This is a genomic window from Bartonella grahamii ATCC 700132, from assembly GCF_000518085.1.
GTDB classification, from domain to species: Bacteria; Pseudomonadota; Alphaproteobacteria; order Rhizobiales; family Rhizobiaceae; genus Bartonella; species Bartonella grahamii.
In genome coordinates, this window is sequence record NZ_KI912377.1 from 1 (window position 1) to 15,693 (window position 15,693).

Below are 15,693 nucleotides of genomic sequence, written 5' to 3' on the forward strand. Positions count from 1 at the left end.
TGAATGCATATATACAAAACGTATCATATTGCAAGCGCTCTATGAGAGATATGAAAACTTATCAAAAGGAACGTAAATAAAGCAAATGTGTATTAAGTGAAAGTTTGTAACAAAGTCCATTTTTACATTTACGAGCATTGGTTTTCAAAACAATCTCTCATAAGAAAAATAAACAACCGCTTTTATAAAATGTAAGGTTTTCAAGATTTTTTTCTGCTGTGAAAGCTATAGCCTAGGTTTACTCAAAAGAGAAAATGTTCTTAAGCAAATGAAAGAATAATAAGCTTATAAAGCATCAGTTTCAAATGTTTAAACGTGCATTTAAAAAGCGTCTCATAAGCGTATTTTCATTAATTTTATGTTTTTATCATGTGATAACAATCCAATCTTTAAAACAAGATGTGATCTTTAAACGTATGTTATCGATAATTCCAAACGACTAAATTTTAAACAATGCGATTTGAGTGATAAAAACGTATCATAAAATTTATGAACTGTTATGAATGATAGCTGCTTTTCATTTCATTTGAACGTTTACATGCGTTATAATATTTGCATCATGATTAGCTTTTTATGGTCTATTCATACATGGCAATCTTATCTAAAAAACAGTCAAATGAATCACGTCTAAAAGGATGGATTCTTAAGTGGATTCATATAAAATAATTTCACACAAACTATTGACTTTATTAGTTTTTTATGCATAATATGTTATCGAACTCAGATACAGCGTAATTGGAGGAAAATCCAATTGTAAAGACAAAAACAGTGTTTGTCTTTATTATCACTTTTTCATTTGGCTTTGTAGCTTCCAAGCGTTTCAGGATTCACCGTTTTAAGATAAGATAGATTATGCAGCACTTCATGCTTTGCTATGTATTCTTTTACTAAGAAGACTAGTTATTGTGTTGCTCCTATAGATTTTTTTGAAGAAATATCTCTTTTTATGAAAGGGATAATACAAGATTTATTGCATACGATTATCCTTATAAAGTTATAAGCTGCCATTATTTTATTAGCTTTCAAATAACTAAAATCCCTTTCCTTGAAAAGGCTTATAAAAGAGTTGTTGTATCTTAGAGATATTGTATTGTTTTCATTTTGCTTGTTATGTACAAGCAAACAGTTTTTTATTTATCATTAAAAGGTCTTGAAAAGAATATTCTCCTATCTTTATAAATCTTTATTTCAAGTTATAAAATAATGAATTATCAATATAAATCAAAGGAATGTTACACAAATCTAAAGATTTAGATTAATGTCTAATTTATTATGATGAGATTGTATTAACTTATTGATTTATAATGATAATTTATCGTTTCAAATTCTGTGTATGTTAAATTAATCAAAATCACTCATGGATGTCGTTGTGAAATGGGCTTAGGAGCATTGAGAAATGTTTCTAAAAAAGCCATATGAATGTGCAAAACAATGACATTCTGTTCTTTATGAGAGGACTATAAAGAACGTGATAAACAAAAAGCAATACATAATATTTATTATTAAAAAGCTATTGCTTCAGTTCGTTTTGAAATTCGTAAAGCTGAGTTAAAAGAAGACGGTAAAACTGGAAATTGTTTTTACCTTTATATTTTCCCTAAATGAGAGTGTATACTCGTTAATACGCACAGATATAGGGCAATATTTTTGTCCCAATCTAGTAAAATTGTAATAGCAGAGAAAATACTAAATTGTTTTAATATCTGTCTTAAATACCTGAAATGGATTGTGGCATTTTTAAAAATCTTTTTACTTGTATTATACAAGTGCTCTTGTTGTATTGAGGAGGATTTTTTTGCATAAGATTTATGAAGAGTATCATTTTTATGATGCTATGGCTTCGTGTAAGGGGATAACATTTTCTCCTTCTCTTTCTGGTGGTTTGATTGTTAAACCACTTGCCTTTAAAAATTTAGAGAAACGCCCTCCTTTATCGATCAATTCTTGAAAGTTTCCTTTTTCCATTAAGTAACCATGTTCCAGAAAGAGTATCACATCAGCATTGCGTACTGTTGAGAGGCGATGTGCTATAATAAAAGTAGTGCGGTTATGGCGTATGGAATCGAGAGCATCTTTGACACGTGCTTCTGTTTCAACATCAAGAGCGCTTGTTGCTTCATCTAGAATGAGAATAGGGGCATTTTTTAAAACAGCGCGTGCAATTGCTAGTCGCTGTTTTTCTCCACCTGATAATTGAGATCCTCGTTCGCCCACTATTGTGTTATAACAATCAGCTTTTTTTAGAATAAAATCGTGAGCTTCTGCTATTTTTGCTGCTTCATAAAGTTCTTCATTTGTTGCGCTCGTTTTTCCTATTGAAATATTGTCATGAATAGTACGGTTGAAAAGACCCGAGTCTTGAAATACTGTTGCTAGAGATTTGCGTAAAGATTCGCGATTGATCGAGCATATATTTATTCCATCAATGGAGATATGCCCAAAGGCAGGGTCGTATACGCGCTGCAACAGATTGATCAATGTTGTCTTCCCAGCCCCTGTTGGTCCTACAATCGCAACAGTTTGTCCTGCTTTAACCTCAAAGGAAACATCAAAAACACCTTGAGAAGAATTTGGGAATTTATAGGTCACGTGATGGAATTGTATGGCGCCTTTAACATTTTGAAGGGAAGGAAGATTTTGCGGTTCGTTGATATGAAAGGTTGAGTCTTCCATTTCAAAAAATTCTTGCAGTTTTGCTTGTGAGGATATTGCACAATTAATAAAATTACTCATTTGGTCTAGACGGCTAATCATGAGTTGTGCAAATCCAACAAAAGCAACAACTTCACCTACTCGTAATTGACCTTTTGCAACAAAAAAAGCTCCAAGGAGAAGAACACAAACGATTGAAATTGTTGAAGCCATTCGATTTAAGCCACTGGCCAGCGCCCACCAATTGAGAACAGGATTTTGTGCTTTAAGCAGAGCATTTGTATGTTGATGCAGTATAGAAGTTTCTTCTTCTATTCGGTTATAACTTTGTACAATGGAAACATTAGAGATTGAATCACTGACATGTTTAAAAAGGTTGTGGTGGTAGCATTCTACAGCGGCTTGTCCGTCTTTTGTTTTTCGCATCACTAAACGTGCAATTAATACGTAGATGATGGCAAGTACAACCAAGACTATTGAAAGACGCCAATTCATATTAAACGCTATGGGGATGAGAACCAATAAGGCGACAAGTGTTGAGAGGTGTTGGCGCATAAAATCAAGCCATATGGTTGACATGGAATCTATTGCGCGCAAAAGTGTATGGAGTGCGTTGGAAGTCCCACGTTGTTGATGCCAAATTAAAGGCATGGCAATGATACGTTCGAAAGATTCCGTTAAAACCGTTAAGCGGCGTCTATGGGCTAAGCGGTCAGCACCGCGAGCAACAAGGACATAAGCAATAATATGTGAAAGTCCAAAACAAACCCAAAGGGTAAGAGTAGGAATGATAGCTAATTTTTCTGAAATAGAATCAATAACACGTCCGAATAAAATAGGTTCTGCAATGGTGATAATAGCTAACATAACATTAGCGGTACAGATTAAAAGGGATGCATTTTTTTCTCTATTTAGGTAAGTGAGAACACGTGCATAGGTTTTGAATAAGGACACGGTTAATTATCTCCATTCGCTATTAAGCGTAAAGGCTGTTGATTTTTATAACGCTTAGTTTTTAGCTAATAGAATTTGACCGTTAAGAAAAGGCAATTTTGGATACTAACTGTAATATGGTGTGATAAAGCCAACTAAAATATGAATTTTTGTGTTTATAAAGGCGCAAAATAGATCAATAAAATTATTCAGGTAAAAAATTTTGGGCAGAGAAAATTATCAGGTAAGGGAATTTTCATGGTAGGCGTAGAAATAAAAAAAGTTGAGGTAGATGAAAATGGAATGCGCTTAGATCGCTGGTTTAAGGTGCATTATCCAGGACTTGGTTTTGGAGCTTTGCAGAAATTGTTGCGTTCTGGTCAGATACGGCTTGATGGTGGACGTGTTAAAGCCGATACGCGTCTTTGTATGGGGCAAGCTGTTCGTATTCCGCCTCTCCCTATTAATGATAAGGCAAATCTTTCAATAACGGATAAAACACTTCGTGGGCAGGATGATGAAACCGTTTTGAAAAAAATGCTGCTTTATGAAGATCCAAAGGTATTTGTTTTTAACAAGCCAGCTGGGTTAGCTGTACAAGGAGGCTCTGGTTTAACACGTCATATGGATAGTATGCTTGAGGTATGGCGCAATAAAAAAGGTGAAAAGCCGCGTTTGGTTCATCGTCTTGATCGTGAGACGTCGGGTGTCCTTATTGTTGCGCGATCAAGGGGAGCTGCTCAGTCCTTAACAGCTGCTTTTAGAGCGCGAGAAACAAAAAAGACTTATTGGGCGTTGGTTCGGGGCGTGCCTAAAAAAAAGCAGGACAAAATTTCAACGTGGATGGTTAAGGAAATGACTGCACAAGGTGATAAAATGCGTGTTTGTGAACATGGGGAGCCAGATGCCCATCATGCGGTTTCCTACTATCGCGTTTTAGATACGCGAGGGCGGGCTCTTTCGTGGCTTGAAATGGAACCCTATACAGGGAGAACACATCAGCTTCGTGTGCATGCTGCCTATATGGATCATCCGATCATTGGCGATACAAAATATTTTTTTTCTGATAGTAATTGGACATTACCAGGAGGAATTCAAAACCGTCTTCATCTTCATGCACGTCGTATTCGTATTCCTCATCCTTCAGGAGGAATATTGGATATTGTAGCACCTTTACCACCTCATATGGTCCAAAGTTTTAATCTTTTGTCTTTTAATGAGAGTGATGCTGAAACAGAGTAAAGAAACTTCATTTGTTCTTTTTGATTGATACAAATTTTGTCTATAAATTTTATAAGATGAATAGGGCATCATTTGGAGAAAGTTTTTGATAAGTAAATTGCTATGAGAAAATTGTGTTTTTGAGTAAATTTTCGAATATCATAAGTTTTCTTTCTACAGCTCTTTATCCATATAGATTGTATTGTTATTTTTGGATATGGTATGTTATTAATAATCTGAGTTGATGAAGCTGCTCCTTTGAATTATCTACAGAGGTCATATATTGGGGAGGTGTGTCTGTTGAGGGAGATGAGTTAGATAAAGTCTGAAGGATATTTACTAAAATAGTGAAGGCAAATTTAATTTTTTCATGGGAGATGATTGAGGCATTTTATAGTAATGCTGAGGAAAAGTATCTTCTCAAGGAATTCCTTTTGTCAAGGAAGTTTGGTTTGTTATCAATGTTGTTTGATATGCTTATAGTATAGATTTATGCTTTGTATCTTTGTTTATATGAAGGTTTATTAGCAAAGTTCTTCTTTCAATGAGCAATTATTTTTCTACTTACTTAGTTTATCCAAAAGATTGTCTTTCATGACAGAAGAAATAATTTTTCAGTATCTTAATGCTTCATTGAAGTGAACTCATCACATTGAAAAAATATCTAGACAAAAAATTGGAGATAAAACGTCAGGTGCGTTTTATTGCTCTAAGGAGGGCTTGAACACTTTTGTTTTTTCTAGTGAACAAAAACAGATATTTATTATGGGAACATTCAAAGGGGGAATAAATTGAAATTAGGAGTGACGGATGGGATCATTATTGATTGACGTTAATAACGTCTCAAAAATATATCGCAACATTGACAGAGGAATTGGTTTTAAAAACAAGGTGTTTTCTCTCTTCAAGCCGGTTTATACAAATCATCATGTGTTAAAAGATATGAGTTTCACCCTCTTTTCAGGGCAATCGTTAGCAATTCTTGGCCCTAACGGAGCGGGTAAATCGACACTGATTAAAATACTTTCTGGTATACAATATGCTGATGAGGGATATGTTAAAGTCCTTGGTGTTGATCCTTATAAAGCGAAGAAAGATCTATTCAAGTCTTTGGGTGTGGTCTTTGGTCATAAGAATTGTTTATGGTGGGATTTACCCTTACGCTACAGTCTGGATATGGTTCAACCATTATATGGTCTTGAACGCGCTTCTTTTACCCGTGATCTTAAAGAGATCACTGAGTTGCTGGGTCTTGAGCATATTATGGATAAGCCAGTGCGGATGCTTAGTCTGGGTGAGAGAGTGAAAAGTGAATTGGCATTTAATCTCTCCTTTAGACCTAAACTGTTGTTTCTCGATGAGCCAAGTATTGGTCTTGATATTACATCTAAGCATGAAATCAGGGAGCTTCTTAAAAAACTGAAAAGGGAGCGCGGCACAGGGTATATCATCACAAGTCATGATATGGGAGATATTGATGGATACGTCGATGATATTATTCTCTTGCATAAGGGAAAGAAACAGTTTCATGGCAATCTTCAGACGCTTAAAAATGTCATTCCTTCTTTGGTGAGAATGACACTTTTTTGTGAACACGTAGCTACACCTTCAACTGTTGTAGAAAAAATTGATGAGATTGCGTTGAAATCATCTACTTCTTTAAAGGATAAGCACTTTAACGCTGAAGAATGCTCGCTGGAGGTTTCGCTGCCCCGTGAGGATTTTGCGCGTTTTGTACGCGAAATTACAACCGAACTGAACTGTACGTTCTCTGTATCCACTCCCTCGCTTGAAGAGATGCTCCGTGTTAAATTTAAAGAATTTATCTAACCACTGCTTTGGCATGTTTCTTTTTGCCAAGAATGGATTACTCACTGTTCTAAGTGATAGAGTAATGTTTTTTACCGACATTATCATTGGAACACTTTCGCCATTTGTTATTCAACTTCTATTATGGAATGCACTTTTCTCTGATATGGGCAACACCATAAATGGCTTTAGCTTTCATGATATGATGTATTATTATGCTTTTGCTTTAGTCCTAGGACGCTTAAATAATGGTTATAATGTGATTAAGTTTTTCTCTCATCATGTTAAAGAAGGTCAATTAGAAGTATATCTTACAAAGCCCTTCAGTTATATGACACAAATGCTTTTTACTTTTTTAGGGGAGAGTGTATTATATAGCATCCCGTTATTGGCTCTTTTTGTTGTTAAGCTTGTTTCATCCTATGAAAATATTCTGGGATTAGTCATCGCTTTTCTATTCTTTTTTCTCATTGTTATTCTATCACAATTGCTTTGTTTTTTACTCTCTTTTGGAATTGCCTTATTAAGCTTTTGGGTGATTGAGTACAATATATTACTCTCTTTCAGTATTCTCAGTTCAGCGCTTCTTGGGGGTGTTCTTTTACCACCATCTTTTTGGCCGGTGTGGCTTATTCCGCTTATGCAATTTAATCCTTATTGTTTCATGATATCAGCTCCTGCCGAGTTTTTCGCGACGCAAAATTTAGCGTTGTTTCAGCAGTTTATTTTCGGAAGTTTTACTTATATTTTGTGTCTTTTATTCTTAATTTATATTGCTTGGAATAAAGGAATGAAAGCATATAATGGAGCGGGTGGTTGAGATGAAAATAATCCTTCATTTTATCAGTCTGAATATCCGCCGACAGATTGTTTATGGTAAGAATTTGGCTGGGGAGTTTATTCTTTCTCTATGCTATTATTTTATTCAATTCATATTTATTGATAGAATATCTTCTTTTTCAGGAAAGATCGGTAACTATAGCACAGATGAAATTCATTTTATCTTTGTTGTCTTTGTTTTACTTGGAATATTTTTGAATATTTTTACTAATTCTATTGAAACATTTTTTGAAAAAGTAGCGGATGGTAAAATTGAGCCATACTTGATAAAGCCTGTTTCAATCTGGTTTTTGATGTTGTTTGGTTGGTGTAAACCACTTAATCTGATCAAGCTCTTTGTTCTTTATGTTAGTGCCTATTTATTTGTATCATTACCGAATATATCCGATTTTAAGCTCAGATGGATCTCTTTTATTGTTGCAATATTTTGTGTTTTTATCGTCAATATTTGGTTTTTCATGATGTTTAATTTTGTAACATTTATTATTAGCCGTAAGATGCCTGTCGAATATTTTCATGAAATGATTTACGAGCTGTCATTTGTACCAATAGGCATTTATCCTTTAAGCATCGTAAAATGGTTTTTGTTTATGCTTCCTATGGCTTTTTCTGCTTCTTTGCCCGTTTCACTGTTATTTGGTAAAAATGAATTGAATATTGGATATCTTCTGTTGAGTACTTTTCTTTTTATTGCCATGACTTTCATAAGTTTTAAGAAAACAATTCGTAAATTTAATGGATTAGGGGGATGATATAAAAGTCAGAAAGTTATAATCGTGGAAGACAATGAACTTTATTAAAGAACTTTATTAAAATTATTCCGCGTTCTTGTAGAAACGAGAGGCTGTGAAATCGTCAAAATGTGTAATGTCCTTATGGCATTAGATTTGGCGCGTTCACCAAAAGTTATCTCTTATTGTATCTGATTTAGCTTTTTCAATCAAAGAGCTAAGCTGGAGTTTACGCTATTTTTTTTACTGGGACAGCTATTTCTTCTCAATTTATAATAATGCAAAATAATTTTATCAGAATATTTCAATAAAGTATTTTTTTGTTTTCTGTAAATTTTAAAAATATTTATATTACTGTACTATACAAAAAAATAAAAACAATATGTGTAACTAAAAAAACAACATATTAATATTTTTATACTGTAATGCCATAATAATATTTATGATAATAAAACTAAAATTATAATAAAAACAATAAAATAATTCTAATTTAATACATTTTATCATTAAATTGTATAATATAAAAACACAAATAAAATAATCCACAAACTTAAGATAAATATGTAACGGGTATATTATAAATGTAATATAATATAAAAATAGCAATTAAAATAAAATTATTAATTAAAGTTTTGTATTATATTTTTTATTATAAGTATATAAATATACGTTATCGATAGATGATGTAATGTTTTCTATTTAGAGGGGGTGGTAAAGAAAATTTATTTTATTAAACATTGTAATAGTTGGTTATGATGAAAATATTTAAGCATTGTATGGTATGTGTGGTTGCAGTCGCTATTTTCTTTTCACAGGTTTTAGGAGCCAATGCCGATTCTTTAAATGGTAGATTTCAAAATGCTGGTTTCATTTCTGTAATGATACAGGAAAATAGAGTTATTAAAGCTGTTGATATGATTATTAGCCAATTTGGAGGACAAGGGGCTGAGAAAAATGTCCAAAAAGTCGCGGGTTTAGTGGGGATGGAGGCAGCGATTTTTGGTTTAATCGCATATCTTGTATATTTCTTTACTAGAAAGCCACCGAGTCCCGGAAGAACGACAGGTGGAAGAACATTCGATGCTCTTGCTCATAGTGCATGGGCTTTTAATTAAAAGATATTTTATTTGATGAACCTTGAATTATTCTGTTGTTGAATATTTTATATAAATAAACCGTGATATTTAATCACGGTTTATTTATATTTTACTCTTAATAATATTGATAAGTTTATCCTTAAGATATTGGTTGGGGGATAGCAATATATGGCACATTGAATTTAACTAATCAGCTATTTTAAAGACTACTTAAATTTTTTCCTCTTTAAAATACGTATTTGAGCTAAGTTTTTGGCTGATATTTTTTATGATGAAAATGCGAATGCATTAATTGAGATATCCATAAACTTTGCATATCAACTCAAAAAATATACGGTATCACAATCTGACGACTATTTGTGGATTTCATTTTTATGAAATGAAAAAGCATAGTGATGAGTATTATAAATGTTTGCGTAAAAAGCTTTTATTAGAAGCTTCTAGTCTCTTTGTGGTTTACAATTTTTTTTATCATTTTATTTTAAGCAAAGAGAATGTAGATTCATTTCTATTTTGTCTAAGAAGGGTGGAAGTTATACTAATGTCAAAAAAAGTCATGATCGTGGAAGATAATGAGCTTAATATGAAGCTATTCCGTGATCTCGTAGAAGCGAGTGGCTATGAAACCATTGAAACACGGAATGGTCTTATGGCATTAGATTTGGCGCGTTCATCAATGCCATCTCTTATCCTTGTGGATATCCAGTTGCCAGAGGTCTCTGGAATAGATGTTATTAAACAATTAAAAGAAGATGAAGAACTAAGATCGATTCCCGTTGTTGCCGTAACAGCCTTTGCTATGAAAGGGGATGAAGAACGAATTCGTGCAAGTGGATGTGAAGAATATATGTCAAAACCTATTTCTGTCCCGCATTTTATCACAATGGTAAAGCATTTCTTGGACTGAATCTTGTTAAGTAATGATAGAAAAAGACATTGAAAAGCTTATGAGATAACTAAAGTTATGTTACAAATGTTTTTGTATTCTAGCACGTGGATACGTCTATTAGAGAAATACAAGTTTTTAAAAATTAAAACTGAGGTTTTGAATTTTTTGATCTATTTTTTAGCTCTTGTCTAAGGAGAATCGGTTGTTTTGCATTCTTGTTTTCTTCTAACAGATATAAATTTGTCTCTACGAAACGTCTGTTTTAGCAGTTAAAAAAGCCCCGTTTTTGTTCGAGGCTTTATGCATTGTACAAAAAATGAAATTAACGCTTTGAGAATTGGAAAGAACGACGTGCTTTTGCTTTACCGTATTTCTTACGTTCAACGACACGGCTATCACGGGTAAGAAAACCACCTTTTTTCAAGATTGAGCGAAGTTCTGGTTCGTAATAGGTTAAAGCTTTGGAAATGCCATGGCGCACTGCACCGGCTTGTCCGGAAAGCCCCCCACCAGCAACGGTTGCAATAATATCAAACTGGGTATCCCTGTTTGTTGCAACAATTGGTTGACGAAGAATCATTCTAAGAACAGGACGAGCAAAATATTTGTCAAATTCCTTATTGTTGATCGTGATTTTTCCAGAACCTGGTTTAATCCATACGCGTGCAACAGCGTCTTTACGCTTTCCTGTTGCATAAGCACGTCCTTGTGAATCAAGCTTTTGCACGTGGACAGGAACAACATTTTCATGTGTTTCTGTAATACTTGTTACTATGCTAAGCTCAGAAAGAGAATTAATTTCAGCCATAATCAAGCAATCCTTTTGTTTTTGCGGTTTAAAGCACCAACGTCAAGAGATTCAGGCTGTTGTGCTTCATGTGGATGTTGGCTTCCAGCGTAAACACGTAGATTCTTCAATTGACGCCGACCAAGGGGACCACGAGGAATCATGCGCTCTACCGCTTTTTCAATAACGCGTTCGGGAAAACGCCCCTCAAGAAGTTGACGTGCTGTACGTTGTTTGATTCCACCAATATAGCCGGTATGCCAATAATATTTTTTATCCGTATATTTTTTGCCAGTGAGAGCTATTTTATCTGCATTAATGACAATAACGTTGTCACCATCATCAACATGTGGAGTAAATGTAGCTTTATGTTTGCCACGTAAGCGGTTAGCAACAAATGTGGCAAGACGACCTAAAACAAGGTTTTCTGCGTCAATAATAACCCATTTTTTCACCACTTCAGTTGGCTTTTGTGAAAAAGTTGCCATAGAAGTATCCTTTATTAGAACCCTTTTAATATAAGGGAATTTTTACTGTTTTGCGTTGAAAATTGTTACCATAGCGAAATATTTAACGCATACACCTTGCTCTGATATAATGTCTTTTGATTGACGTCAAGAGAAAATAAAAACTTTATAAAACAATATGTTATGATAATGGTATTATAATACCTCATTAAAAGAAGTTTGTGTACCATTTAAACTTAAAATGAATGTTGCAAAAAACTATTTTATCTTTAACGCATGATTGTATTTTATTTTTCTTCATTATAGAATGAGCAATAATGCAGTGGTCTCGTTATTTTCTCAATGTTGAATCTTCTGCTTGTGGTCAAGCTTGGTTAGATGCCCTTGATGTTCAAGGGATAAATAATGCGCGCGCTATTTCTCAAAAATTTGGTTTTCCAGATCAGTTAGCTCGAGTGCTTTCAGCAAGAGATGTGGATGAAGCTGAGGCTGTTGCTTTTATTAATCCAACATTACGTACGCTTATGCCTGATCCAGAAAGTTTTAGGGATATGCAATGCGCTGCAGAGCGCATTGTTAAGGCTCTTCTCAATCAAGAACAGGTTGCTGTTTTTGGTGATTATGATGTTGATGGTGCGTGTTCTTCGGCACTCATAGCGCGTTTTTTTCGTTATTTTGGTATTGAAGTCAAAATTTATATTCCTGATCGTATTATTGAAGGCTATGGTCCGAATGAACAAGCAATGAGGATGCTTGTGCAAGAAGGTGCACGGTTAATTATCACTGTTGATTGTGGCGCAAACAGTCCAGATGCGGTAAAAGCAGCGAGGCTTGCTGGTGCTGATGTTGTAATTTTAGATCATCATCAAATGTCAGAGATTCATCAAGAAGCCATTGCTCTTGTCAATCCTAATCGTCCTGATGATTTTTCTAAACAGGGGCATTTATGTGCAGCGGGCGTTGTTTTTGTTACGTTAGCTTGGGTTCATCATTTGCTGCGGAAAAAACAATTCCAAGGGCAGCTGCCTGATCTTTTAAGTATGCTTGATCTTGTTGCATTGGCAACCATATGTGATGTCGTTCCATTACAGGGGGTTAACCGTGCTTTTGTGATAAAAGGGCTTCAAGTTGCTCGTTCTATGCATAATCCAGGAATAACAGCTTTAACAAAGGTTGCACGAATAGGGGAGCCGCTTAATAGTTTTCATTTTGGTTTTTTGTTAGGTCCTAGAATTAATGCAGGAGGGCGCATTGGTGATCAAGCTTTGGGAGCACGTTTGCTTAGCTGTGAGAATAAAGATGAAGCGGACAGAATAGCAGAACAATTAGATCGGCTTAATCAAGAACGCCAAGAAATGGAGAACATTCAATTAGCACAAGCGGAATCTTATATTGCTTCTCTTTATCAAGATCAAGAAATACCCTTGTCACTTGTAATTTCTCATAAAGAATGGCATCCGGGAATTATTGGTATTCTTGCTTCCCGTCTCAAAGAGCGTTTTTTTTGTCCTGTTTTTGCTATTGCTTTAAAAGAAGATGGAAATGGCGTAGGGTCGGGACGTTCAATTAATGGTATAGATTTAGGAGCACTCGTTCGTGAAGCTGTTACATTAAATTTATTAGAAAAGGGAGGGGGACATAGTATGGCAGCAGGAATTACAATTCAATCAACAAAAATTGAAATCTTTCGAAAATGGCTAGAAGAAAAAGTTTCTTTAAGGGTTTCTGAGTTGCATGCAAAAAAATCTCTTAGTATAGATGGTTCTCTTTCTGCTTCTGGTGTTAATGAAGCGCTGTTTGAGTTGCTTGAAAAAGCAGGGCCATTTGGGACAGGGAATGCAACACCTGTTTTTGTTCTTCCCTCTCATCGATTGGTGAATCTATCTGAAGTTGGTAAAGGACATCTTCGCCTCATTGTATCTAATGTTGAAGGAAAAAAACTGCAAGGAATAGCTTTTCGTGCTGTAGGGACATCGCTTGGTGATTTTCTTTTTGAAAATATTGGTGAAATGATTCATTTAGCTGGTCATCTTAGTTTGAATTATTGGAATGGAACGACCAATCCGCAACTGCGCGTGATTGACGCAGCCGCAGTGGTTTGAAAGGGATGTTTTTTACATTAGATGTCTAGATTAGAAGCAAAAGTAGAATTTTCTTGTATGAAACGAAATCGTGCTTCTGGTTTTGTTCCCATGAGACTTTCTACAGTTTTTTTCGTTTCTTGCATTTCCACGGCATCAATAGAAACACGAAGCAATGTACGTTTTTGAGGATGCATAGTCGTTTCTTTAAGTTGTTCCGCGCGCATTTCACCCAGCCCTTTAAAACGCCCGATTTCGACTTTAGCTTTTCCAGTAAATTCAGTTTTGAGTAATTCATCCTTGTGAATGTCGTCACGAGCATAAGCAACTTTTCCTCCTTGCGATATTCTATAAAGGGGAGGGACGGCGAGATATAAATGTCCCTGATGAATAAGGTCAGGCATTTCTTGAAAGAAGAAGGTAATGAGCAGTGACGCAATATGAGCACCATCAACATCAGCATCTGTCATGATGATAATACGTTCATATCTGAGATCTTTTTCACGATACTTGGAGCGTGTTCCACATCCAAGAGCAAGGATAAGATCGCTAATTGTTTGGCTTGAGTTCATTTTTTCATGTGCAGCACTGGCGACATTTAAGATTTTACCACGAAGAGGTAAAATTGCTTGGTTTGCTCTATTTCTTGCTTGTTTAGCAGATCCTCCTGCAGAATCCCCTTCAACAATGAATAGTTCAGCACCTACAGCATGGTTCTGGCTACAATCTGCAAGTTTACCGGGCAGACGTAATTTACGGACAGCAGTTTTTCGGCTTATTTCTCTATCTTGGCGTCGTTTAACACGTTCTTCAGCACGTTCAATAACCCAATCGAGAAGTTTTGTTGCTTCTTGCGGGGAATTTGCTAACCAATGATCAAAAGGATCGCGGATTGCATTCTCAACGATACGCTGTGCTTCAATGGTTGCTAATCGATCTTTTGTTTGTCCAACAAATTCAGGGTTACTGATAAAGACTGAAAGTATTGCGGCTGTTGAAATCATAATATCGTCAGACGTAATAATTGTTGCGCGCTTGTTTCCTATTAACTCAGCGTAGGATTTCAATCCACGCAAAAGAGCTTGACGTAATCCTATTTCGTGTGTTCCGCCTTCTCCTGTAGGAATCGTATTGCAGTAAGATTGCACACAAGAATCACCACCATGCCACGCGATAGCCCATTCAACGGAGCCATGGCCATTATTTTGTTGTGTTTTGCCAGAAAAAATTTCTGATGTTACTCGATATTCATCTTTTAGTGACGAGAGTAAATAGTCTTTAAGGCCATTGGGGAAATGAAAAACAGCTTTTTCAGGAATATTTTTTGCGCCTTCAAGTATGACGGGATCACAAGTCCAGCGAATTTTTACGCCACCAAAAAGATAAGCTTTGGAGCATGCCATCTTATAGATTTTTTCTGGCTCAAAAGCTGCTTTTTCACCAAAAATTTCACGATCAGGATGAAAACGAACGCGCGTACCACGACGATTATAAACATCTCCCAGATCTTCCAATCCAGATTGAGGAATACCACGTGAGAAACGTTGGCGGTAAAGTTTTCGTTCTCGTGCAACTTCAACTTCCATATCATCAGAAAGAGCATTGACAACAGAAATTCCTACTCCATGAAGTCCACCCGCAGTTTGATAAGCTTTTCCATCAAATTTTCCCCCTGAGTGGAGTTGTGTCATAATAACTTCAAGAGTAGATTTCTCAGGCATTTGAGGATGATTTTCGACAGGAATACCACGTCCATTATCTGTAACGGTTATATAACCGTTCCTATCTAATGAGACCTCAATAAAATCTGCATAACCCGCAACAGCTTCATCCATCGCGTTATCGATAATTTCGGCAAATAAATGATGAAGCGCTTTACTGTCTGTTCCACCAATATACATTCCAGGGCGTAAACGTACGGGCTCTAAACCCTCAAGTACTCGAATAGAGAGGGCATTATAGTCATCTTCTTGCGTATCTTTTGCACTTTTTTTTGAAATCATCGCTTTTGATTTCATTGGAGACTGCAGAGTGTTTTCTTTTGTATTTACCCGAGATTGGGCTTTATTTAAAACACTAAAAAGATCCTTTTTGTTATCGCTCATAGCGTTTAACTATCTACCTCACAAAATAAAATATTTATTAAAGTAATTTTATGCCTGTTTTTTATTTAAAAATCAATGCAC

General features: G+C 35.3%; 11 protein-coding genes. 7 read left to right on the top strand and 4 right to left on the bottom strand.

The genetic code is table 11. The features are described from left to right. Positions 1-1,824: 1,824 nt before the first annotated feature. Entirely contained in the window at positions 1,825-3,606 is a 1,782-nt protein-coding gene (locus tag U736_RS0108805; RefSeq protein WP_015856552.1) for a glucan ABC transporter ATP-binding protein/ permease, read from the bottom strand. A 237-nt stretch (positions 3,607-3,843) separates the two neighbouring features. Here U736_RS0108805 and U736_RS0108810 point away from each other — a divergent pair, with 237 nt between their 5' ends. The 6 genes from U736_RS0108810 to U736_RS0108840 all read left to right on the top strand — a co-directional run bounded on the left by U736_RS0108810 (position 3,844) and on the right by U736_RS0108840 (position 10,190). Beyond that, a complete protein-coding gene (locus U736_RS0108810; protein WP_015856551.1) occupies positions 3,844-4,827 on the top strand; it encodes an RluA family pseudouridine synthase in 984 nt (327 codons plus the stop codon). 789 nt (positions 4,828-5,616) lie between these two features. Then, a complete protein-coding gene (locus tag U736_RS0108820; RefSeq protein ID WP_026500700.1) occupies positions 5,617-6,636 on the top strand; it encodes an ATP-binding cassette domain-containing protein in 1,020 nt (339 codons plus the stop codon). Between the two features lie 64 nt (positions 6,637-6,700). After that, a complete protein-coding gene (locus tag U736_RS0108825; RefSeq protein WP_015856549.1) occupies positions 6,701-7,435 on the top strand; it encodes an ABC-2 family transporter protein in 735 nt (244 codons plus the stop codon). Continuing rightward, a complete protein-coding gene (locus U736_RS0108830; RefSeq protein WP_015856548.1) occupies positions 7,419-8,207 on the top strand; it encodes an ABC-2 family transporter protein in 789 nt (262 codons plus the stop codon). Before U736_RS0108825 ends, U736_RS0108830 begins: the two co-directional genes overlap by 17 nt. 734 nt (positions 8,208-8,941) lie before the next feature. After that, on the top strand, positions 8,942-9,301 hold the full coding sequence (locus tag U736_RS0108835) for a hypothetical protein (protein ID WP_026500702.1): 360 nt from the start codon (positions 8,942-8,944) through the stop codon (positions 9,299-9,301). A gap of 523 nt (positions 9,302-9,824) precedes the next feature. Then, positions 9,825-10,190, top strand: a complete 366-nt coding sequence (locus tag U736_RS0108840; protein ID WP_015856546.1) for a response regulator — start codon at positions 9,825-9,827, stop codon at positions 10,188-10,190. 304 nt (positions 10,191-10,494) lie between these two features. On the opposite strand, the gene rpsI is transcribed toward U736_RS0108840, so the two are convergent. Together rpsI and rplM are read right to left on the bottom strand one after the other, a co-directional pair. Next, entirely contained in the window at positions 10,495-10,980 is a 486-nt protein-coding gene (gene rpsI, locus U736_RS0108845; protein WP_015856545.1) for a 30S ribosomal protein S9, read from the bottom strand. 2 nt (positions 10,981-10,982) lie between these two features. Next, positions 10,983-11,447 carry a 50S ribosomal protein L13 gene (gene rplM / locus U736_RS0108850; protein ID WP_015856544.1) on the bottom strand — a complete coding sequence of 155 codons (465 nt, stop codon included), beginning with the start codon at positions 11,445-11,447 and terminating at the stop codon, positions 10,983-10,985. A 296-nt stretch (positions 11,448-11,743) separates the two neighbouring features. Here rplM and recJ point away from each other — a divergent pair, with 296 nt between their 5' ends. Next, the gene (gene recJ / locus U736_RS0108855) at positions 11,744-13,528 is read left to right on the top strand and encodes a single-stranded-DNA-specific exonuclease RecJ (protein ID WP_015856543.1); all 1,785 of its coding nucleotides are present in this window, start codon (positions 11,744-11,746) and stop codon (positions 13,526-13,528) included. Between the two features lie 17 nt (positions 13,529-13,545). Here recJ and parE read toward each other — a convergent pair whose 3' ends face one another. Then, positions 13,546-15,612: a DNA topoisomerase IV subunit B gene (gene parE, locus U736_RS0108860; RefSeq protein WP_015856542.1), complete on the bottom strand. Its 2,067-nt coding sequence runs from the start codon at positions 15,610-15,612 to the stop codon at positions 13,546-13,548. Between the last annotated feature and the right edge of the window lie 81 nt (positions 15,613-15,693).